20 protein-coding genes are annotated in these 21,312 nt (G+C 72.5%); 10 read left to right on the forward strand and 10 right to left on the reverse strand.

Features of this window, described 5'->3' with window-relative positions:
• Positions 1-6: 6 nt before the first annotated feature.
• Together M8H82_RS21765 and M8H82_RS21770 are read right to left on the reverse strand one after the other, a co-directional pair.
• A complete protein-coding gene (locus tag M8H82_RS21765) occupies positions 7-1,545 on the reverse strand; it encodes an FAD-dependent oxidoreductase (RefSeq protein ID WP_250076526.1) in 1,539 nt (512 codons plus the stop codon).
• Positions 1,546-1,871: 326 nt separating this feature from the next.
• Positions 1,872-2,798: a hypothetical protein gene (locus tag M8H82_RS21770; RefSeq protein WP_250076528.1), complete on the reverse strand. Its 927-nt coding sequence runs from the start codon at positions 2,796-2,798 to the stop codon at positions 1,872-1,874.
• 222 nt (positions 2,799-3,020) lie between these two features.
• On the opposite strand from M8H82_RS21770, the gene M8H82_RS21775 reads away from it, so the two are divergent.
• Both M8H82_RS21775 and M8H82_RS21780 read left to right on the forward strand, forming a co-directional pair.
• A complete protein-coding gene (locus M8H82_RS21775; RefSeq protein ID WP_374211683.1) occupies positions 3,021-3,809 on the forward strand; it encodes an ABC transporter ATP-binding protein in 789 nt (262 codons plus the stop codon).
• 3 nt (positions 3,810-3,812) lie between these two features.
• The gene (locus M8H82_RS21780; RefSeq protein WP_250076529.1) at positions 3,813-5,120 is read left to right on the forward strand and encodes an ABC transporter permease; all 1,308 of its coding nucleotides are present in this window, start codon (positions 3,813-3,815) and stop codon (positions 5,118-5,120) included.
• 442 nt (positions 5,121-5,562) lie between these two features.
• Here the strand turns inward: M8H82_RS21780 and M8H82_RS21785 are convergent, their stop codons facing one another.
• Positions 5,563-6,129 (reverse strand): TetR/AcrR family transcriptional regulator, encoded by a 567-nt coding sequence (locus M8H82_RS21785; protein ID WP_250076532.1) that lies wholly within the window; start codon positions 6,127-6,129, stop codon positions 5,563-5,565.
• Positions 6,130-6,262: 133 nt separating this feature from the next.
• On the opposite strand from M8H82_RS21785, the gene M8H82_RS21790 reads away from it, so the two are divergent.
• Together M8H82_RS21790 and M8H82_RS21795 are read left to right on the forward strand one after the other, a co-directional pair.
• Positions 6,263-7,120 carry a MoxR family ATPase gene (locus M8H82_RS21790; RefSeq protein WP_250076534.1) on the forward strand — a complete coding sequence of 286 codons (858 nt, stop codon included), beginning with the start codon at positions 6,263-6,265 and terminating at the stop codon, positions 7,118-7,120.
• A complete protein-coding gene (locus M8H82_RS21795) occupies positions 7,117-8,475 on the forward strand; it encodes a VWA domain-containing protein (protein WP_250076536.1) in 1,359 nt (452 codons plus the stop codon). The genes M8H82_RS21790 and M8H82_RS21795 overlap by 4 nt, the downstream gene beginning before the upstream one ends.
• Before the next feature lie 22 nt (positions 8,476-8,497).
• On the opposite strand, the gene M8H82_RS21800 is transcribed toward M8H82_RS21795, so the two are convergent.
• Positions 8,498-9,199 (reverse strand): SDR family oxidoreductase, encoded by a 702-nt coding sequence (locus M8H82_RS21800; RefSeq protein ID WP_250076538.1) that lies wholly within the window; start codon positions 9,197-9,199, stop codon positions 8,498-8,500.
• Between the two features lie 178 nt (positions 9,200-9,377).
• Here M8H82_RS21800 and M8H82_RS21805 point away from each other — a divergent pair, with 178 nt between their 5' ends.
• Positions 9,378-10,352 (forward strand): NAD(P)-dependent alcohol dehydrogenase, encoded by a 975-nt coding sequence (locus tag M8H82_RS21805; RefSeq protein ID WP_250076539.1) that lies wholly within the window; start codon positions 9,378-9,380, stop codon positions 10,350-10,352.
• 15 nt (positions 10,353-10,367) lie between these two features.
• Here M8H82_RS21805 and M8H82_RS21810 read toward each other — a convergent pair whose 3' ends face one another.
• From M8H82_RS21810 to M8H82_RS21820, 3 genes are all read right to left on the reverse strand, one after another.
• Positions 10,368-10,730 carry a cupin domain-containing protein gene (locus M8H82_RS21810; protein WP_250076540.1) on the reverse strand — a complete coding sequence of 121 codons (363 nt, stop codon included), beginning with the start codon at positions 10,728-10,730 and terminating at the stop codon, positions 10,368-10,370.
• A 158-nt stretch (positions 10,731-10,888) separates the two neighbouring features.
• On the reverse strand, positions 10,889-11,863 hold the full coding sequence (locus M8H82_RS21815; protein WP_250076545.1) for a pyridoxal-phosphate dependent enzyme: 975 nt from the start codon (positions 11,861-11,863) through the stop codon (positions 10,889-10,891).
• The gene (locus tag M8H82_RS21820; RefSeq protein ID WP_250076547.1) at positions 11,860-12,555 is read right to left on the reverse strand and encodes a transcriptional regulator; all 696 of its coding nucleotides are present in this window, start codon (positions 12,553-12,555) and stop codon (positions 11,860-11,862) included. The genes M8H82_RS21815 and M8H82_RS21820 overlap by 4 nt, the downstream gene beginning before the upstream one ends.
• 174 nt (positions 12,556-12,729) lie before the next feature.
• On the opposite strand from M8H82_RS21820, the gene M8H82_RS21825 reads away from it, so the two are divergent.
• The 3 genes from M8H82_RS21825 to M8H82_RS21835 all read left to right on the forward strand — a co-directional run bounded on the left by M8H82_RS21825 (position 12,730) and on the right by M8H82_RS21835 (position 15,619).
• Positions 12,730-13,440 (forward strand): FAD binding domain-containing protein, encoded by a 711-nt coding sequence (locus M8H82_RS21825; RefSeq protein WP_250076548.1) that lies wholly within the window; start codon positions 12,730-12,732, stop codon positions 13,438-13,440.
• Positions 13,441-13,688: 248 nt separating this feature from the next.
• Complete coding sequence (locus M8H82_RS21830) at positions 13,689-15,122, forward strand: Gfo/Idh/MocA family protein (protein WP_250076549.1); 1,434 nt, start codon at positions 13,689-13,691, stop codon at positions 15,120-15,122.
• A 62-nt stretch (positions 15,123-15,184) separates the two neighbouring features.
• Entirely contained in the window at positions 15,185-15,619 is a 435-nt protein-coding gene (locus M8H82_RS21835; protein ID WP_250076550.1) for a DUF5959 family protein, read from the forward strand.
• Here M8H82_RS21835 and M8H82_RS21840 read toward each other — a convergent pair.
• Both M8H82_RS21840 and M8H82_RS21845 read right to left on the reverse strand, forming a co-directional pair.
• On the reverse strand, positions 15,616-16,836 hold the full coding sequence (locus M8H82_RS21840) for an MFS transporter (RefSeq protein WP_250076551.1): 1,221 nt from the start codon (positions 16,834-16,836) through the stop codon (positions 15,616-15,618). The two genes, M8H82_RS21835 and M8H82_RS21840, sit on opposite strands and share 4 nt — an antisense overlap.
• A 104-nt stretch (positions 16,837-16,940) precedes the next feature.
• Complete coding sequence (locus M8H82_RS21845; RefSeq protein WP_250076552.1) at positions 16,941-17,498, reverse strand: MarR family transcriptional regulator; 558 nt, start codon at positions 17,496-17,498, stop codon at positions 16,941-16,943.
• 92 nt (positions 17,499-17,590) lie between these two features.
• Between M8H82_RS21845 and M8H82_RS21850 the strand changes: the two genes are divergently transcribed.
• Both M8H82_RS21850 and M8H82_RS21855 read left to right on the forward strand, forming a co-directional pair.
• Positions 17,591-18,535, forward strand: a complete 945-nt coding sequence (locus M8H82_RS21850; RefSeq protein WP_250076553.1) for an ABC transporter ATP-binding protein — start codon at positions 17,591-17,593, stop codon at positions 18,533-18,535.
• Positions 18,532-20,139: an ABC transporter permease gene (locus M8H82_RS21855; RefSeq protein WP_250076554.1), complete on the forward strand. Its 1,608-nt coding sequence runs from the start codon at positions 18,532-18,534 to the stop codon at positions 20,137-20,139. The genes M8H82_RS21850 and M8H82_RS21855 overlap by 4 nt, the downstream gene beginning before the upstream one ends.
• Before the next feature lie 217 nt (positions 20,140-20,356).
• Here the strand turns inward: M8H82_RS21855 and M8H82_RS21860 are convergent, their stop codons facing one another.
• Positions 20,357-21,301, reverse strand: coding sequence for an SDR family oxidoreductase (locus M8H82_RS21860; protein WP_250076555.1), 945 nt, complete (start codon positions 21,299-21,301; stop codon positions 20,357-20,359).
• Between the last annotated feature and the right edge of the window lie 11 nt (positions 21,302-21,312).

The raw sequence follows: 21,312 nt of genomic DNA on the forward strand, positions 1-21,312 counted from the left end.
CCCGGCTCAGATGTCCCGTTGCTCCAGGGGCCGCACCGCGGGCCCCTGGACCACCCGGCCGTCCGGGGCGAAGCGGGAGCCGTGGCACGGGCACTCCCAGGCCTGTTCGGCACGGTTGAACGAGACGAGACACCCCATGTGGGTGCACTTGGCGGAGACGGCGTGCACCTTCCCGTCCTCGTCGCGGTGAACGGCGCAGCGCTTGCCCGACACATGGACGACGGCGCCGTCCCCGGGGGCGATCTCGTCCACCGATGTCGCCGTGGGGCCCGGCAGGTGCTGGAGCCGGTCGCCGACGAAGTGCCGTGCCACGTCCGCCTGATGCTTGAGGAAGTCCATCCCCTCCCGCAGGACGGGCGCCACCCGGCGCGGGTCGTACAGGTGGCTCCACGCGTTCTCCCGGCCGGTGATCAGGTCGCACAGCAGGCGGCCCGACATGATGCCGCTCGCCATTCCCCAGCCGCCGAAGCCGGTGGCCACGTAGACATGCTTGCTTCCGGGGTGCAGCGGGCCGACGAGCGGTACGGAGTCGGTGGGGTCGTTGTCCTGCGTGGCCCAGCGGTGGGTGAAGTCGAGGTCCCCGAAACGTTCCCGGGTCCAGGCGTACAGGCTCTCGAAGCGGGCCTCGACGTCGCCGCCGGCGCCGGGGGTGAAGTGCTCCCCGGTGACGACGAGCAGGCGCCTGCCGTCGCCGTAGGGCGCCGTGCGGACGGAGCGGGTGTTCTGCTCGGGGGTGATGTACATGCCGACCGGAGCCGTGTCCGCGTCGACGGGGGCGGTGACCACCAGTTCCCGGCGGGGCGAGAGGCGGGTGAACAGCAGCGCCCGGTCGAAGATCGGGTAGTGGGTGGCGACCACGACCGACCGCGCCGTCACCTTCACCCCGTCCTCGGTCGTGAGCACACAGCGATCGCCCTCGGAGAGCGCGACCACACGGGTGTGCTCGTACACCTGACCGCCCAGCCGGCGGAGGTCCTCGACCAGCGCCAGCAGGTACTTGCGCGGATGGAACTGGGCCTGCCCCTCCACGCGGACGGCCCCCGCGACAGGGAACGGCAGATCCGTCTCGGTCACGTACTCCGCGGGCAGCCCCGCCTCCCGGGCCGCGGCGGCCTCGGCCCGCAGCTCGTCGGTGCGGCTCGCGTCCTCGGCCCAGGTGTAGGCCGCCGTGGGCTCCCAGTCGCAGTCCACGCCGAGCGTCTCCGCGGTCTCGGCCGCGTGCCGGATCGCGTCCATCTGCGAGGCCGCGTACAGCCGCGCCCCCTCCCGGCCGCGGGTACGGCGGAGCCGGTCGTAGATCAGGGTGTGCTGGGCGCTCACCTTGGCCGTGGTGTGCCCGGTGACGCCGGTGGCGATCCGGTCCGCCTCCAGCAGGGCGACGCCGTGGCCCCGCCGGGCCAGCTCCCAGGCCGTGCTGATCCCGGCGATGCCCGCGCCCACCACGGCCACCTCGACAGTGAGGTCACCGTCCGGCGGGGGCGCGAGGTCGCCGGGCGGTGCCGTCTCGATCCAGTACGACTTCTGGGTGCGGGCCTGATCGTCCATGGCGGCCGGGTTCCCCGGACGCGCCGGACCACACGACGGGCCCGAACGCGCAGGTCAGGGCGGAGCGGCCGGAGGGGTCCGGCAGCCGGTGATCTTGTCGGCGAAGCCGGGAGAGGAGGTCCGCCCCTCGCGGAGGGAGGGGAGCGGGGTCGGCGGTGGGCAGGCCCGGGGGCCTGCTGCTGTCCGCGGGCGCCGCGACCGGTGGGCCGGTGGGCCGGTGGGCCGGTGGGCCGGTGGGCCGGTGGGCCGGTGGGCCGGTGGGCCGGTGGGCCGCCGGTGGGCCGCCGCCGCTCGTCCACTCGACGCTCGGGCCCCGCCCGCCGGGCTCAGGCGCTCTTCGGCTTGCGGGTCGACTCGCGGCCCAGGATGCCGAATGCCCACCGCTCGTTGAAGCCGGCGACGAAACCTATCGCGCACCAGAAGCCCCAGAAGTCCGTGCCCTTCGTGGGAGAGCCGGGGGCCGCGGCAGACGGGCAGATGTCGGCCGCCGTGGCCGGAACCTCGAAGACGGGCACGAGACCGCCCCCGAGCAGGAAGTACACCGCGAGGGCGAGGATCCAGCCGACGACCACCCGGTACACGCCCTCGTGGCGCATGCTGCGGGCCATCTGGCCGGGCACGACCAGGCCCTCCCCGGCACTGTTCTGACGCTTCGTCAACTGCTCGGCGTTGCCCCGCAGCCGGACCAGCACGCTCAGCACCGCGCCGAGCGCCCCGACCCCGCCGCACACGAACGCGCCCAGCAGATGCCAACGGTCGGTGCAGTTGAGCGTCACATCCAGCGCCCCGAGCAGTGCGACACCCCACAGCAGCGGTACGGCGAGCAGCACCAGGCTGGCGGCGGAACCGAGCGTCAGGCCGACGTTGAGGCCGCGGCTGACGGCGGTCGCGCTGTCCTGCGCGAGCCGTCCGCGCAGGTCGGCAACCTCCTCGTCGAGGTACTGGGCCAGATGGTCGTTCGGCTTGGCGTCCTCGAGGCGTGGATCGCTCAGCGCGTTGTGGAGCACGCGCTGCACGGTGACGCGCGCCGCGACGCGCGTGGTGCGCTCGAAGGCGCGCTGCGAGGCGCCGTACAACAGCTGCAGCTGCAATTGCTGTTCGGGGTACAGGTCCCCGAACTTCACGTAGGCCGGGCCAAGTCCGGCCGGCACGATGTGCATCAGTCCCTCGGGACGCAGATCGGTGTCCGCCCCCTCGACCGACTCACGCAGTCCCTGCCACCACGAGTGGCGGCGTCCCCCGTCGACCGTCATGAGGTACCTGTACCGCCGCGGGCGACGGCCGGGTAGTCGGCGCGCCGCACCGGTCCCGTGACGGTTGTCACCGGTGTGTCACCGCAGCAGGCCGGTGCCCTGGAGACGGTCCGGGGTGTCCCTGAGTACACCCCCAGATACGGGTTCTGCACCCCATGTGCCGCGCCCGCGGTCTCCGTAGCTTCGTGGTCGGGGCACAGGGAGTGCCCCGACCGGGGAGTGATGACGATGGTTCGCACGGGCACGTCCGGGCACGACGAGGGACCCGCCGCGGAGGCGCTGCGGCTGGTGAAGGTCACCAGGACCTACGGCACCGACGACAGCGCGGTGACCGCCCTGCGGGAGGTCTCCCTGGGGCTCGGGAGCGGCACCTTCACCGCGGTGATGGGTCCGTCCGGCTCCGGCAAGACCACGTTGCTGCACTGCGCAGCGGGGCTCGACCGGCCCGACAGCGGCATCGTGCGGGTGGACGGCACCGAGCTGACGGGCGGCGACGAGACGGCACTGACGAAGTTCCGGCGCGGCCGGATCGGGTTCGTGTTCCAGCAGTACAACCTGCTGGAGACGCTGACCGTCGCGCAGAACACGGTGCTGCCGCTCAAGCTCGCCGGGCGGCGGGTGGACCAGCGGCGGGTCCGGGAGGTGCTGGCCTCGGTCGGTCTCGGCGACCGGCTCGGCCACCGTCCCGACCAGCTCTCCGGCGGCCAGCGGCAGCGCGTCGCGATCGCGCGGGCGCTGGTCACCGAACCCCGGGTGATCTTCGCGGACGAGCCGACCGGCGCCCTGGACACGCGCAGCGCCCGGGACGTTCTCACCCTGCTCCGGCACGCGGTGCGGGGGCACGGGCGGACGGTGGTGATGGTGACGCACGACCCCGTCGCCGCCTCCTACGCCGACTCGGTGGTGTTCCTGGCGGACGGGCGGCTCGCCGGCCGGATGGACGCGCCGACCCCGGACGCGGTGGCCGAGCGCCTCGCGCACCTGGGCGACGCCGTGGCGACGGAGGCGTGAGCGATGTTCCTGCTGGCGATGCGGTCGATCCGGCAGCGGCCCGGACGGTTCCTGGCGACGCTGCTCGCCGCTTTCCTGGGCGCGGCGATCATCATGACGTTCAACTCCCTGCACGACACCGCCGCGCGGGACGGCGTCGACTCGACGAGCGCGGGGACCCTGACCACGGCGGCGAGTGTCGTCGGCGGCTACGGCAGCCTGCTGGTGTTCTTCGCCGTGGCCTCGACGCTGACGGTCAACGTCCGCCAGCGGGCGGCGGAGCTGGAACTGCTGCGCTGCTCGGGGGCGACGCCGGGGCAGCTCCGGCGAATGGTGGTGGGTGAGGCGGTGGCGGTGGCGCTCGTGGGCGCGGTGCCGGCGATCGGGGCGGCGCTGCTCGGCGGACGGGCGCTGCTGGACGTCTTCCGGGACAGTGGCCAGGTGGCCGGTTCCGTCGACCACGTCCTCGGCCCGGTCGCGCTCACGACCGGCATCGGCATCACGCTGCTGGCGTCGGCGGGCGCCGCGTTCCTCGCCGTACGGCGGGCCACGGGCGGGTCCCGGCGGCCGGGCAGGGCGCGGACGCTCTTCGGGTACGCGGCACTCGTGGCCGGTGCCCTGTCGGCGAGCGCCACGTTCGCCTTCTCGGCGACGGACGAGGCGCTGATGGCGCCGGCCGTGTACGGGGCGATCCTGCTGTCGGTGGGGTTCGCGCTGCGGGCGCCCCGGCTGCTCGGGGCCGTGCTGGACCGGCTGGCACCGCGGGGCGCGAGCGGCTGGCTGGCGGTGCGCAATCTGCGTCGGCGGGTGGCCGACCTGGCCGGGACGCTGATGTCGCTGATCCTCTTCACGGCGGTGTCCACGGCCACGGTCACCGTGCAGGCCGTGGAGAGCGACGCCCTCGCGGCCTCGGGCGCGGTGAAGTCGGTCGACGCGAAGAATCTGGAGACGCTGAACTACACGGTCGTCGGCATCATCGTGGTCTTCGTCTGCGTGATGCTGGTCAACTCGCTGTACGCGGCGACCACGTACCGGGTCCGGGAGTTCGGCCAGCAGCGGCTGGCGGGGGCCACGCCCGGTCAGGTGCTGGGGATGGTCGGCGCCGAGGGACTGATCCTCACGTTGACCGGAGTGGTTTTCGGGACGCTGGCGGCACTGGCAGGCATCGTCCCCTTCACCCTGGTCCGCTCCGACCGGCTCCTGCCCACCGAGTTCTACGGCATCGCCGCGGCGGTGATCGCCGTAGCAGCCACCACCACCCTGGGCACCAGCCTGGCCACGGCCCGCCGAGTGCTCCGGACACCGGCGGTGGGGGCGGTGGCGGTGGGGTGACGGATGGGGGGCGGGGCGCTTGCAGCGACGACGACGGACGACGGTGGCTGCGGGGGCAGTCGCTACGGCGCCCCGCAACGTCGGCGGCCGAGACAGCGACCGTCCGGGGACAGCCGCCACGGCAACCCCCAAGCATCGGCCGAGACAGCGACCCGCCAGGGACAATCGCCACGGCAACCCGCGAGCGTCGGCCGGCGCGGCGATCGGCACAGGGCAGCGATCGCGGGAGCCGACGGACGGCAGCTGCTGCGGCAGGCGGGTGCGGCGGCGGCCGGCGGGTGACAGTGCCTGCGGCGGCCTCCGGGGGGCATCGGTCACGGCGGCCAAAACGCTCCGCCGCAGGGCAGACAGCGGCGGCCCTCACCGCCGCCACCCGCGGAGGCGGTCGCAATGGCGGCCGGCCGACGGCGCCCGCCGCAGCCACCCATGGCGGGCGCCCTGCTCAGCGCATGCCCGAGGCGTCCAGCAGTGCCGTGACCGTGGGTTTCGTCAGCCCCTGGAGAGTTTCGAGACCGGCGCCCGCGCGGGCGCTCGCGCCGTCGAAGATCAGCATCAGTTGGCGGGCGAGCAGTTCGGGGTCTCGGGCACCGCCCTGTTCGGCCTCGGTGCGGAAGGCGGACTGGAGCCGCTCTTTCACCGTGCGGGCCACCGCGCTCGCCGGGTGCTCGGGGTCCTTCAGTTCGACCAGCGCGGCCAGGAAGGGGCAGCCGCGGTAGTCCGGCTCGCCGGAGCCCTGCTCCAGCCGCTCGAAGAGGCCGAGGATCCGCTCGCGGGGCGTCGCGGCGTCCTCGGGCGGCGGCACCAGCCGGGCCTCGTACTCCGGGACCCGCCGCTCCAGGCTCGCCGCCAGGACCTCGTCCTTGCTCCCGAAGAGCTGGTACATCGAGCGCTTGGAGACACCGGCGGACCGGCACAGCGCCTCGACGCCGATGGACACGCCGTCGCGGTAGAAGAGCTCGGCGGCCGCGTCGAGGAGCCGGTCCTTGGTGGACGCCTTGTCTGGGGCCATACGGCGAGATTACCGTGCAGCCGGGCACCACGGAAACCGATCGGTATCCGGTCGGTATTGAGACGGCTTACCGCGTGACACAAGCGGTGAACAAGCGCTTAGATAGGTCGCAGTATCCGACCTGGAGGCCCCGTTGTTCACTTCCGTCGACGACGTCGCCGCGCGACTGGCCGAGACCGGCTACCTCGCCTCGCCCGCGGTCGCCACGACCGTCTTCCTCGCCGACCGCCTCGGCAAGCCCCTGCTGGTCGAGGGCCCCGCCGGAGTCGGCAAGACGGAGCTCGCCAAGGCCGTCGCCCAGGTCGCCGGGGCCCGGCTCGTCCGGCTCCAGTGCTACGAGGGCGTGGACGAGTCCCGCGCACTGTACGAGTGGAACCACGCCAAGCAGTTGCTGCGGATCAGCGCGGGCCGCGACGAGTCCTGGGACGAGGCGCGCACGGACATCTTCAGCGAGGAGTTCCTGCTCCCGCGTCCACTGCTCACGGCGATCCGCGGCGACGACCCGAAGGTGCTGCTGATCGACGAGACGGACAAGGCGGACGTCGAGGTGGAGGGCCTGCTGCTGGAGGTACTCAGCGACTTCCAGGTCACGGTCCCCGAACTGGGCACCGTGACGGCCACCCGCCGCCCCTTCGTCGTCCTCACGTCCAACGCCAGCCGCGAACTGTCCGAGGCGCTGCGCCGCCGCTGCCTGTTCCTCCACATCGGCTTCCCCGAAGAGGAATTGGAGCGCCGGATCGTCCGGCTGAAGGTGCCCGAGCTGGACGAGGCGCTGGCCCGCTCGGTGGTACGGGTGGTGGGCGCGCTGCGCGCCATGGACCTGCGGAAACTGCCGTCGGTCGCCGAGACCATCGACTGGGCGCGGACCCTGCTCGCGCTCGGCGCCGACACCCTGGACGAGACCGTCGTACGGGACACTCTCGGCGTCCTCCTCAAGCACCAGGAGGATGTGCTGAAGGCCACCGCCAAGCTCGACCTGGACGCCCTGTGACCACCCCCGCGGGGGTCGCCGAGCGGCTGACGTCGCTGGTGGCCGCCCTGCGCGCGCACGGCATCCGGATCGGCACCGGCGAGACCGTGGACGCGGGGCAGGCCGTCGCGGCGCTCGGCCTGACGGACCGGGAGCGGCTGCGCGAGGGCCTGGCGGCGACCTTGCTGCACGGTACGGCTCAAAGGCCCGTGTTCGACCCGGTCTTCGACCTGTACTTCCCGCGGGGCGTCGGCGGGCCGGAGCAGGAGGCGGCGGGGCGGGAGGAGCTGCGCGACCGGCTGGCGCAGGCGCTGGCGGCGAACGACCGGGCGCTGCTGGGCCGGTTGGCGGTGGAGGCGGTCGACGGCTTCGGCGGCTACGGCTCCTCCCCGGGGTCGGACGGCTGGTCGTCGTACCAGACCCTGGACCGGCTGCGCCCGCAGACGCTGCTCGCCCGGGTCCGCGACGACGTGCGGGCGCAGGGCGGGGGTACGGGGTTCGCCGACCGGCTGCTGGAGGACGAGATCCGGCGGCGCATCGAGGCGTTCCGGGCCCTGGTGACCGCGGAGGCGCGGCGCCGGGTGGCGGAGCGGCGCGGCCGGGACGAGATCGCCCGGCGGGCGGTGGCGCCGAGCGCCGACCGGGTGGACTTCCTCTTCGCGGGCAAGGCCCAACTGGCCGAGCTGCGCAGGGCCGTTCAGCCGCTCGCCCGCAAGCTCGCCACCCGTCTGGCGGCCCGTCGGCGCCGGGCCGCGCGCGGCTCGATCGATCTGCGGCGAACCCTGCGCGGTTCGCTGTCGACGGGCGGGGTACCGATGAAGCCGGTGCTGCGCAGGCGGCGGCCGGTGCGGCCCGAACTGGTGCTGCTGTGCGATGTGTCGGGCTCGGTGTCCGGCTTCTCGGACTTCACGATGCTGCTGGTGCAGGCGCTGCACGACCAGTTCAGCAAGGTGCGGGTCTTCGCCTTCGTCAACCGCATCGACGAGGTGACCGGTCTGCTCGTGCACGGCGCGGCCGACCCGGAGGGCCTCGGCACCCGCATCCGGGCCGAGGCCACGCTCACCGGCTGGCACGGCAGCAGCGACTACGGCGTGGCGCTGGGCGAGTTCGCCGAGCGGTACGGCGACGCGGTCGGCCCGCGCACCACGGTCTTCGTGCTCGGCGACGCGCGCACCAACATGAGCGACCCGAACCTCGCGGCCGTCCGCCGGATCACCGAACGGGCCCGCCGCGTCTACTGGTTGAACCCGGAGCAGACCACGAGCTGGGGCACGGGCGACTCCGCCGCGCCGGAGTACGCCGAGCTGGTGGAGATGCACGAGTGCCGCAACGCCCGCCAGCTCAGCGACCTCGTGTCCCGCCTGCTGCCGGTGTGAGCGGGGCCCGCGGCACGGGCTCTCAGGCCGCGAGCTGCGGGTAGAGCGCCACGAGATCCGCGGACAGGCCTGCCTTGACCTGCCGGGAGATGTCGTCGGCCAGCACCTCGTAGGCGCCGGCCTCGATGCCGTCGAGAGCCTGGGCGGCGACGCTCTCCGGGGTGGACTTGGGCTGGTCGACGTGGGCCGCCATGTCGGTGTCGACGTAGCCGACGTGCAGGCCGGTGACCTCGATGCCGCGCGGCTTCAGGGCCAGGCGCAGGGAGTTGGTCTGCGACCACAGGGCGGCCTTGGACGCGCTGTAGGAACCGGCGAGCCCGATCCAGGACAGCACGGAGTGGACGTTGAGGAGGTGACCGCCGCCGTTGCGCTCGATGACGGGGACGAAGGCGCGGGTGACCAGCAGCGGTCCGTAGAAGTTCGTCTCGAAGTCGCGGCGGACGTCCTCGACGGGGGACGCCAGGAAGTCGGCGTTCACGCTGACGCCCGCGTTGTTGATCAGCAGGGTGACGTCCTGGGCCTGCTCCGCGGCGGCCGCGACGGACGCCGGGTCGCCGACTTCCAGGGCCAGCGGCACGGCCTCGGGGTGGGTGACGGTCCGCGGGTCGCGGGCGGTGGCGTACACCTTCTTGGCGCCGCGCTCGTACAGCGCGGCGACCAGTGCCCGGCCGATCCCGCGACTGCCGCCGGTGACCAGGGCGACGGAACCTTCGATGGTGGTCATGGGGCTCTCCACTCGCTCGACGGAGGAAACCGATCGGTTTCCTCCTCTCGGACGCCACTGTAAACCGATCGGTTTCCCCGGGCAAGGCAGGGTCGTGCCCCGAGAAGAATCAGGGTCCGCCCCTGATGCCCCGGACCGGCCGGAATCCCTAGTCTCGAAAGCGGTGAAGGGGGAGGGCATGAAGGCAGTGGTGCAGGACCGGTACGGCCCGGCGGACGTGCTGGAGTTCCGGGACATCGAGCGGCCGGAACCGGGCCCCGGCGAGGTGCTGGTGCGGGTGCACGCCGCGTCGGTCAACGCCTACGACTGGCATTTCATGCACGGCGACCCGAAGGTGGCGCGCGCGGTGATGGGGCTGCGCGGACCCAAGGCACGGGTCAGGGGCCGGGACTTCGCCGGCCGGGTGGAGGCGGTGGGCAGCGGGATCACCGATCTCGGGCCCGGCGACGAGGTGTTCGGCGAGGCCGACGGCGCCTTCGCGGAGTACGTGTGCGCGCCGGGCGACGCGGTGGGACCCAAGCCGTCCAACCTCACCTTCGAGCAGGCCGCCGCGATACCCCTGGCGGGGAACACGGCCCTGATCGGCGTCCGGGACGTGGGCGGGATGCGGGAGGGGCAGACACTCCTGGTCAACGGCGCCTCCGGCGGAGTCGGCACCTTCGCCGTGCAGCTCGGCAAGGCGTACGGCGCGGAGGTGACCGCGGTGTGCAGCGAGCGCAACGCGGACATGGCCCGCTCGCTCGGCGCGGACCATGTCATCGACTACGCACGCGAGGACTTCACCCGCGCGAACCGGCGCTACGACGTGGTGCTGGACCTGGTCGGCAACCACTCGCTGCGGGCGTTCCGGCGCGCCCTCACCCCGACCGGCACCCTGGTGCTGTCCGGCGGCGGGGTCTATGAGGGCGGCAGCGTCCTGGGCCCGATGGGACTGTTCCTGAAGCGGCGGCTGGCGGCGCCCTTCACCCGGCAGCGGCTGGTCGAACTCCCCGCCCGCCGGAGCAGGGAGAACCTCGCGACCCTCAAGGAACTGGCCGAGGCCGGGCGGATCGCGCCGGTCATCGAGCGGACGTATCCCCTCAGTGAGGCGGCCGAGGCCATTCGTCACCTGGAGGTGGAGCACGCTCGCGCGAAGATCGTCGTCACCGTCTGAGCCTCGCCCTTGTCACTACTCCTTGGCCTTGGCGTACTCCGTGGCCATGGTGCCCGCGAAGTCGTAGACGACGACCTGCTCGTCGCCCACGACCCAGGCGTCGTGTCCCGGCGGGACCACGAAGACATCGCCCGGTCCGACCTCGGCCTCGCCGCCGTCGTCCATCGTGACGTGCAGCCGGCCCTGGACGACATAGCCGTTGTGGTGGACCTCGCAGCTCTCGGTCCCCGCGATGGGGGCCACGGACTCGGACCAGCGCCAGCCGGGCTCGAACGTGCCCACGGCGAAGTCGAGTCCGGTCAGGTGGACGGCCTCGAGGTGTCCTCTGGGGAAATCGCGCCGCTCGTCCGGCTTGTCGAGCGTCTTCACTTCGATCATCACGGATCTCCTTCCGGCCGTGTCGGTACGGCCGGGGCCGGTCTCCGTCTCCCGACCGCTGCCGAGCGGCCCCGGCGGGGGCCGGACCCCACCCCTCCATCGTCCGCCCGACCGGTCGGCACCGCCATGCGGGTGGCCGCCGTCGCGCGGCCCGGATGTCAGCCGGCGTCCCCGCACAGCCGGGCGAACCGCTCGGCGTCGACGTTGCCTCCGGAGACGATGACTCCGACCCGGGCCGGCAGCGCGCCCAGGCGGCCGGAGAGGAGAGCCGCCAGCGGGGTGGCGCCGCTCGGTTCGACGACGATCTTCAGCCGCTCGAAGGCGAAGCGCATCGCGTCCCGGATCTCGTCGTCGCCGACCAGCGCGATGGCGTCGACGAGCCGCTGGTTGACGGAGAAGGTGAGTTCGCCGGGTGTGTGCAGGGCCTGGCCGTCGGCGATGGTCTTCGGCACCGGGATCTCGATGCGCCGGCCGGCCTCCAGGGACCGCTTGGTGTCGTCCCCCGCCTCGGGTTCGACGCCGATCAACCGCAGCCGCGGGTACAGCTCCTTGGCGATGGTGCCGCTGCCGGCGATGAGCCCGCCGCCGCCGACCGGGGTCACCAGCGCGTCCAACGGGCCGGTCTCCTCCAGGAGTTCCAGCGCGGCCGTGCCCTGCCCGGCCATGACGTGGGGGTGTTCGTAGGGCGGGATGACGGTGAGGCCCCGTTCGGCGGCCAGGGCCTCGGCGAGGGCGACGCGGTCACCGGTGTAGCGGTCGTAGGTGACGATCTCGGCGCCGTAGGCCTCGGTCGCCCGCCGCTTGGAGGGCGGGGCGTCCTCGGGCATGACGATGACGGCGGTGGTGCCGAGTTCCCGGGCGGCGAGGGCGACGGCCTGGGCGTGGTTGCCGGAGGAGTAGGTGGCGATGCCCCGGGTGAGTTGGTCCGGCGTCAGCCGCGAGGCGGCGTTGTAGGCGCCGCGGAACTTGAAGGCGCCCACGCGCTGGAAGTTCTCGCACTTGAGGAAGACTTCGGCGCCGACGAGGCCGTCGAGGGTGCGCGAGCGCAGCACCGGCGTGCGGTGGGCGACGCCCTTGAGGCGTGCGGCCGCGTCACGGACATCGTCGGGGGTGATGGGCGGGGTACTGGTCACGCGGGTCCTCCATCGGGGTCGGAAGCCGGGCCGGTCGCGGCGCGTGCCTGGGCGAGGTAGTGGTAGGCGGAGGCGCGGGAGATGCCGAGCCGGGCGGCGACCTGCTCCACCGCGCGCCGCACGGCGAACACGCCCCGCCCGTCCAGGCCGCGGAAGAGTTCCAGGCGCTGGGCGCGGTCCAGCTCCGCCCAGCCGCGGTTCTGGCGGAGCTGGTGGGCGTCGAGGATGGCGTCGACGACGGAGTCGATGTCGTTGCCGAAGGTGGTGACCGGTGCCTCGGTGCTGTCGCGGCCGATGCCGGCGAGGGCGCCGAGCAGGGCGTGGGCCTCGTTGACGGCGGTGACGTCCAGGTTGACGCACAGGGCGCCGAAGACCTCGCCGGTGGAGTCCCGCAGCACCATGGTGGACGCCTTGACCAGCTTCCCGGTCGGGGTGCGCGTGACGTAGTTCAGGTCGTCGTCCGCGTCCGCGCCGCGGGCGACGATGCGCATGCCGATCTCGCTCATCGCCCCGCCGACGGCCCGTCCGGTCACCGAACCGGCGACCGCGACCACGGATCTCTCGGGTCGGCGGTAGTCGTGCAGCACCGCCTCGCACAGCGGCCCGAAGGTCGCCACCAGCCCGTTCACGACCGGTGTCAACGCCGAGATGATCGCGTCCCGCTCCGCCTCCAGGCCCGGTTCGCCTGCCATCACCCACTCCTGTCCGTCGGCTCACTTCTAGACTACATGTCCAGGTGCTGTACGAACAGTCCAGCATCGGGGGTGCGTGGAGTGACCCCGTGAACCCTGCATGCGCCCCCTGCCCGGTGGGGAGAATGCGATACGCGTTTGATAGAGACCCATCGCGCGAAAGCAGGCCGCTCCGTGTTGTTGCATCTGCCCACGTCCGTGTCCGAGGTCCAACAGCACACCGCCGAGGGGGCGTTGCCGATCGGCGGGGCGACGCTCGTGTGGGCGTCCTTCCAGCGCGACGGCTTCCCCGACCGGGCCATGTCCCTGCGCAACCTGCCGGAAGCGAACGCCCTCGGGCCCGAGACGCTGGGCTCGGCCGTCGTGCTCCAGCGGATCGACGACCGGGTGCCGGAGGTGCTGCGCCGGGCGGCCGGCGGCATAGGCACCGGCGCCGTGCGCCGCGCCGCCACGGTCGGCGGCAACATCGTGGGCAGCACGCTGCGCTGCCTGCTCCCCGCCGCGCTGGTCCTGGACACCCGCGCCACGGTCCTGGACACGACGGGCGTCTACGAGACCGATCTGACCGAACTGCTGGCGAAGCGCCCCGTCCTGCTCGGCATCACCTGGCGTACCCCGCTGGTCAGCGGCTATCTGAAGCAGGAGGGCGACCCGGGCGGCCCGCCGCCGTTCGTCGTGGCCACCGCGGTGCACGCGGAGCCCGACGGCACCAGGCGCCTGCGCGTCGCCGTCCGCGACGGCTACGAGTTCCTCACCGCGACCACGGCCTGCGACACCGATGTCGACACGGTCCTGCACGCCCTGGAGAACACGGACCTCGGCGCACTTCCCGCCGAGGCCCGGGACGTGGTGCACGGCCGGATCAGGGACGTACTCGCCCGCTGACCCACCGCACGACGGGCCGAACTCGCCCGCGCGAAGGCCCCGTTCGCCGGTCATCGACACCGACCGGCGAGCGGGGCTTTCGTGCTGCCCTCAAGGACCGGCGAAGTTCGGCCACTTGACAGCCGCATGCTCGATTCTGCTCGCAACAGCTAGTTTTCGAGCATCTATTGACACAGGGCGCTCGCGTGGACAAAGTCATGCGGCAGCAAGAGCAGCCGGCCGCCACGCATAAGGGAGCGATCCGCGCCATGCCTGAAATCCCTGCTGTCTCACGCCGTACCCTCATGGGCGGGGCCCTGGCCTCCGGAGCCGTCGTCGCCGGACTCGGCACCCAGGCCTCCGCCGCCCCCACGACCCCGACCGCCGAGGTGGCCCCGTCGCGGCGCCCGGGACAGAAATCGATGATCGACGTGCCGTTCGAGGTGTGTCCGACGGTCCGCGTCGGCCTGATCGGGCTCGGCAACCGGGGCCACGGGATGTCCTCGGGCTGGGCCGCGGTCCCGGGCTGCACGGTGACGGCCGTGTGCGACATCCGCGCCGACCGCGCCAGACGCACCGCCGATCGGCTCGTCGCCGAGGGCCGCCCCCGCCCGGCCGAGTACGGTGGCTCGGCCGACGCCTACGCCCGCATGCTGCGCCGCGACGACATCGACCTCGTGTACATCGCGACGCCCTGGGAGTTCCACTACGAGCAGGGCCGCGCCGCCCTGCTCGCCGGCAAGCACGCGCTGGTCGAACTGCCCATCGCCACCGAGCTGCACGAACTGTGGGACCTCGTCGACACCAGCGAGCGCACCCGGCGCCATCTGATCCTCTCCGAGAACTGCTCCTACGGCCGCAACGAGCTGGCGATGCTGAAGATGGCCCACGACGGCCTGTTCGGCGACGTGACCAACGGCCACGGCGGCTATCTGCACGACCTGCGAGCCCTGCTGTTCTCGGACACCTACTACACCGACTCCTGGCGCAGGCTGTGGCACACCCGCAGCACCGCCTCCTTCTACGCCATGCACGGCCTGGCCCCGATCGCGGCGGCGATGGACATCAACCGCGGCGACCGCATGACGGCACTGCGGGCCACGGCCACCGAGCCCCGGGGCCTGGCCGACTACCGCGAGCGGTTCATCCCCAAGTCCCACCCGAGCTGGAAGGAGACGTACATCAACGGTGACCTCGTCACCTGCCTGATCGACACCGCCGAGGGCCGGGTGATCCGCGCCGAGCACGAGGTGAGCTCACCGCGGCCGTACAGCCGTATCAACTCACTCGCGGGCAGCCGCGGCATCTTCGAGGACTACGCGGGCGTCACCTCCACGGGCGGTGGCCGGATCTACCTCGAGCCCGACCACAGCGGCCACACCTGGCGGGCGTTCGACGCCTACCGCAAGGAGTTCGACCACTGGCTGTGGCTGAAGATCGGCGACGACGCGGCCAACAACGGCGGCCACGGCGGCATGGACTACGTCCTGCAGTGGCGCACCGTCCAGCAGATGCGCGCCGGTCTGGTCCCCGACATGGACGTCTACGACGGCGCGGTCTGGTGCTCCCCGATCCCGCTGAGCGTCAAGTCCCTCGCGGCGGGCGGCCGTCCGGTGGCGGTCCCCGACTTCACCCGCGGCTCCTGGGTCAAGCACCGCACGGGCCTGGACTCCCGCCCGAGCGACATGCCTCCGGTCCCCTGACACCGTCACCACCTGGCCCCGGGCTAGTCTTCGGCCAGGTGAGCGAAACGGGGTGAGCACCCATGACGGACGGGCCGGTCGACCTGGTACGGCTGGAGGGCGACGGGAACAGCGTCGTCCTGCGCATCACCGGGACGGACTCCGCAGGGGGCGTCCCGGGCGGTGTCCTGACCGGTGTCCTGGTGGTCGACACACGGTTCGTGAAGGGCAGTCTCGACCTGTGGGTCTTCCCTGAGGACCTGCGGGAGTGGCAGGAGGCGCTCGACGCGCTCGACGCCGGGCAGGACGTCGCGTGGCGGGAGTTCGCACGCGGGCCCGCCCTGTTCGTCGAGCGCGACGTCGAGGAGGAGCGGGCACGCGTCACCGTCAAGGACACCTCAGGGTCCCTGACCTCGGTCACGGTGACGGTGCCGCTGGTCGACTCCTGGTTCGACGACGCCTACGCACGGCTGGAGCTGGTGTGGAAGACCTGGCCCGCGGCCGAGGGCGGACGCTAGCGCACGCCTTCGGCCGCGGTCTCCGGGACGGGCCGACGCAGCAGGTAGACGCCGGCCGTCGACACCAGCAGCGCCATGCACGCGATGAACACCAGCCCGGCGCCCTCCAGACCGATCGGCCCCACCAGCAGGCCCACGCCGATGACCGGTACCGAGATGCCCGTGTAGGCGACGACGAACAGGGCCGAGATCACGGCCGCGCGCTTGTCCTCCGCGGACACCCGGGTCACCGCGGACAGCGCGCCCCGGAACGACAGGCCCTGCCCGGCGCCGCCGACGAGCGCGCTCAGCACCACCAGCGACAGCAGATCCCAGTGCAGCGCGCCCGCCAGCAACGCCAGGCCGGCGAGGAGCGCGGCGCAGCCCAGTGGCAGTGACCGGGCCACACCGACCCGGCCGACGGCCAGTTGGCCCCCCGTGGAGGCGAAGAAGGCGAGTGCGACGACCAGGCCGCTCAGGGCGTGGTTGTGCACGTCCAGGGAGTGGGCGAGGAAGGACGGGCTGACCGAGGTGAACACGCCGAACAGGGCGAAGCCCACGAAGGAGGCGGCCGCCGCCGGCCCGAACACGGCCCGTACCCGTGGGGGCAGTCCGGGCTTCTGCGGCCGGACGGCGGTCAGCGGCCGACGCTCCCGTACCGTCTCGGGAAGCCGCAGGAGGACCACGGCCGAGCAGGCCACCAGGGCGAGATGGACGACGAACGGCAGGTACAGCGGCCATTCGGCGTACTCGGCGAGCACTCCGGCGAGCAGCGGGCCGCAGCCCAGGCCGCCCATGTTCGCGGCGGTCGCCACGAAGGTGGCGCGGGAGGCGCCGGGCGGTGCCAGTTCCAGGACGTAGGCCGAGGCCGCCCCGGTGAACAGGCCCGCGGACAGGCCCGACAGCAGCCGTCCGGCGTAGAGCCAGCCGAGGGCGGTGGCGCACAGGAAGCAGACGGCACTGGCGGCCGCGAAAGCGAGGCCCCACCACAGCACCGGGCGTCTGCCCACGGCGTCCGAGGCGTTGCCCGCGAGGAGCAGCACGCCGATGACTCCGAAGGCGTACACGGCGTAGACGACCGTGACGGTGAGCTCGGAGAAGCCGAACTTCTCCTGATACAGGCCGTACAGGGGGGTGGGGAGCGTGGTGCCGGCCATGCAGACCGCGAACACCGCTCCGGCGAGCAGGCACGGGCGCCAGCCTCTCGGGACACCCTCGGACCCGGCGATGTCGTTCATGGACGTCCTCCGGCGCTACGGCGCCTCATGAGCCTGAGCGGTGCCGTGTTCACCGTGGCACAGAGTGCGCGCGCCTGCGAGTCGCCTCTCCCCGAACGGGCCGGTCAGGCGGGGGCGCCTCCGGCGTCGTCGGGCGGGACGTCGGCGGCACCGGAGGCCCGGTGCTCGCGCCAGTCGACGACGATCTGCTCCAGCTTGGGCATGACGAAGAGCCCGAAGTCCCGCATGTCCATCAGACGGGCGCGGCCGCCGCTGTTGGACTCGTCGAGCAGTTCCATGTCCTCCATGGCCCCCTTCGCGAACTCCCGCAGCCACAGGCTGCGGATGGCGAAGACGTCGGGCCAGGGGTCCTCCCGGACCCGGTAGAGGTCACGGCGGGAGCCGGGCTGGTTCTCCCGGCTGATGAGGCCGATCCGGACCAGGCTCTGCAGGGCGGTGGAGACGGTGCCGGAGCTGATGGAAAGAAACTGGCCGATCTCAGCCGCCGTGAGCGCGCCGCCCGGGGAGACCAGGACAGCGGCGAAGACGCGTGCGGACATACGGGGCAGGCCCGTCTCGGCGAACCGGCTCGCGAGCCGCTCCACGGCCCTGCTCTCGCCTCCGGCCGCCCCCTCGGGCCCCGTGGACGCATCGCTCGCTGCTTGTGCTCTGCCTGTGGACACGTGTGCTGCACCTCCTGCCGCCCACCCTAACCGGCCATTCAACTTTCTTCCAGTTCTCGCAAATTTCAAAATGTTCAAGTAGCCTTAAAATCATGACGCCACCCATCTCAATCTCCTCACTGGTCAAGACGTTCGGCCCCGTCCGGGCCCTCGACGGGCTGGACCTGAGCGTGGAGGCCGGGGAGGTGCACGGGTTCCTCGGCCCGAACGGCTCCGGCAAGACGACGACCATCCGCATCCTGCTGGGGCTCATGCGGTCCGACAGCGGCCGGCTGTCCTTACTCGGCGGCGATCCGTGGACGGACGCCGTGGAGCTGCACAAGCGGCTCGCCTACGTGCCCGGTGACGTCACCCTCTGGCCGACCCTCTCCGGCGGCGAGGTCATCGACCTGCTCGGACGGCTGCGCGGCGGCGCGAGCAAGAAGCGCCGGGACGACCTCATCGAGCGGTTCGAGCTGGACCCCAAGAAGAAGGGCCGCGCCTACTCCAAGGGCAACCGGCAGAAGGTCGCCCTGGTGGCCGCCCTCGCCTCCGACGTCGACCTGCTCATCCTCGACGAACCCACCTCGGGCCTGGACCCCTTGATGGAGTCCGTCTTCCAGGACTGCATCGACGAGGAGCGCGACCGGGGCCGGACCGTGCTGCTGTCCAGCCACATCCTGTCCGAGGTCGAGCGGCTGTGCGACCGCGTCAGCATCATCCGCGGCGGCCGTACGGTGGAATCCGGCACCCTCACCGAACTGCGCCACCTCACCCGCACCTCGATCCGCGCCGAACTGACCGAGCCCGTCCGCGACCTCTCGCACCTGCCCGGGGTGCACGACGTGCGGATCGGACGCGAGGACGGCCACACCGTCACCTTCGACGTGGACGCCGGCCACCTCAACACCGCCGTACAGCATCTGACGACCCTGGGCCTGCGGGGCCTCGTCAGCCGGCCGCCCACGCTCGAGGACCTGTTCATGCGCCACTACACCACCGCGCAGGACAAGGAAGGCGCCGAAGACGCCGACGACCGGGCGGAGGCCGCGCGGTGAGGGACTACGCAGGCACCGGGACGCTGCTGCGGCTCGCCCTCCGGCTCGACCGGATCCGCGCCACCGCCTGGATCCTCGGCATCGTGCTGTTCACCACGGCATCCGCCCAGAGCAACAACGACCTGTACGGCACGGCCGAGGAGCGGGAGAAGCTCGCCGAGACGGTCGAGACCAACCCGGCGATGCTCGCCCTCGGCGGTCGCGCCTTCGACCTGACCACGACCGGCGGCGTCAACGCCTACCAGCTGGTCGCGTTCATGGCCACGATCATCGGCCTGATGAGCATCTTCATGGTGGTGCGGCACACCCGCGCCGAGGAGGAGAGCGGTCGCGCGGAGCTGGCCGGCTCGGCGGTCCTCGGCCGCAAGGCCTGGCTCGCCAGCTCGCTGCTGCTGGTCACCGGCATGAACCTGGTCATCGCCCTGCTCCTCGGGCTCGGCCTGCAGAACACCGACCTGCCCGCCACGGGCTCCTGGGCCTTCGCGTTCGGCTGCGCCGGCGTCGGCATCTTCTTCGCCCTGGTGGCGGGGATCGCCGCCCAGCTCACCGACCACGCGCGCTCCGCCAACGGCATCGCGGCCACCGTCCTCGGCCTCGCCTACCTGCTGCGCGCCACGGGTGACGCGGCCAGCGCCTCCGACGGCGGCCTGTCGTGGCTGACCTGGGTCTCCCCCATCGGCTGGGCCCAGATGATGCGCCCGTACACCGACGAGGACTGGGCGGTGGCCCTGCTGTTCGTCCTCGCCGCCGCCGTGCTCCTGGCCGCGGTCGGCGTGCTCATCGGCAGGCGCGACGTCGGCGCCGGTGTGCTGCCCCCCTCGCTCGGGCCCACCGAGGCGGCCCCCGCCCTGCGCTCCCCCTTCGCCCTCGCCTGGCGGCTGCAGCGCGGCTCCATGCTGGGCTGGGCGCTCGCCTTCCTGGTCGTCGGCGCCGCGTTCGGCGGGGTCGCGGACGGCATGGTCGACGTCGCCGAGGACAATCCGAACATCGACGAGCTGCTGCGCGACCTCGGCGGCAGCGGCAGCATCGTGGACGTCTTCCTCGCCACCATCACCTCCCTCATCGCCGTCGTCGTCGGCGCCTACGCCGTCCAGTCGGCGCTGCGGCTGTCCGGCGAGGAGTCCGCCCACCGCATCGACCCCGTGCTCAGCACGCCCGTCAACCGGCTGAGCTGGGCGGGCAGTCACCTCACCGTCGCCGCGCTCGGCTCGGTCGTCATGCTCACCTCGGCGGGGCTCGCGGCCGGTCTGGCGCACGGCATCAACAGCGGTGACGTCGCCGGCGAGGTGCCCCGGGTACTGGGCGCCGCACTGGCCCAAGTGCCCGCCGTGTGGACGCTGATCGGCCTGTGCGCCCTGCTCTTCGGGCTGCTGCCGCGCTACACGGCCGTCGCCTGGGCGGTACTGGCCGTCGTCCTGGTCATCGGCCAGTTCGGCGAGGTGCTCAAGCTCGATCAGATGGTCATGAACCTGTCGCCGTTCACCCATGTTCCCGATCTGCCGTCGGCGGACTTCCGGGCGACCCCGTTGCTGGTGCTGGTGCTGCTCGCCGCCGCGCTGATCGCGGCGGGGCTGAGCGGGTTCAGGCGGCGCGACGTCGCCTGAGTCGGCTCCGGATGTCGTCCGGGGACGCCTTGAGCCCCGTTGCGGCCCGTCTCCCCCGGGGCCGCAACGGCACGGGGCCACCGCGCGAGCGTCTTCCGCCTCGCGCGGCGGCCCCGTCCGCATGGCTGACTCGCCGGGTCTTGCGTCCGCACGGGTGACTCAGTGGGCTTTGCGTCCGCACGGGTGGCTCAGTGGGCTTTGCGTCCGCACGGGTGACTCAGTGGGTCTTGCTGCCCGAGCGGGCGGCCTCCCGCAGCTGGGCCGCGACATGGCGGGCGATCCGCCGGTCGTGCTCCGTCTCCGGCGGCAGCGCCGTGAACAGGGCCTTCGAGCGGGCGGCCAGCGGCTCCGCCACGCCGCGGTCGGTGATCACGTACGGCTTCCCGGACCGCAGCCCTTCCACCAGCATCTCCCCCACGGCGTCCGGGGAGTGCCCGAGCTGCCGCAGATAGAAGTCCTGCTCGGTGAGGAGCCTCTCCCGGTCCTCCTCCTGCACGGCGGTGAGCCCGAGGTCACCGCTGATCCGGCGACGCGCGGCCCGTCCGGTGGCGACCATGTTGGTGGCCACCAGGCCCGGACAGAACACGGTCACCCCGATGGGATGGCCCTCGTGCGCCAACTGCCGGGACAGCCCCTCGGACAGACCGATCACCCCGGCCTTGGTCCCCTCGTACATATAGCCCGCCTGCCCGCCTTGCGGCGCCAGCCCCGCGGTGGAGGCGGTGTTGACGATGTGCGCCGGCTCCCCGCGGGCGATCATGCGGGGCAGGAACGTCTGGAGACCGTTGACCACCCCGCCGACGTTGACCCCGAGGAACAGGTCCCACAACTCGTAGCTCATCGCGGTGACCGGGTAACTGCCGCCGACACCGGCGTTGTTGCAGAGCAGCGTCACCGGTCCCAAACGTTCCTCGGCCTCGTCGGCCACCCGGGCGTAGGCGGCGCGGTCGGTGACGTCCAGGGTGAAGGTGGCCACCCCGGTCAGCGCCGACAGTTCGGTGCCGGCCGCGGCGAGCGCGTCCGTGTCGATGTCGGCGAGGGCGAGTCGCACGCCCTCCTTGGCGAGCGCCCGGGCCAGGCCCAGTCCGATGCCCTGGGCGCCGCCGGTGATGAAGGCGGTCCGTCCCGCGAGTTCGAACACCGCGCCTCCTCTCCTGTGCATGTCGATGGGTT

This window comes from Streptomyces sp. YS415 (assembly GCF_023544665.1).
Classification (GTDB): Bacteria; Actinomycetota; Actinomycetes; order Streptomycetales; family Streptomycetaceae; genus Streptomyces.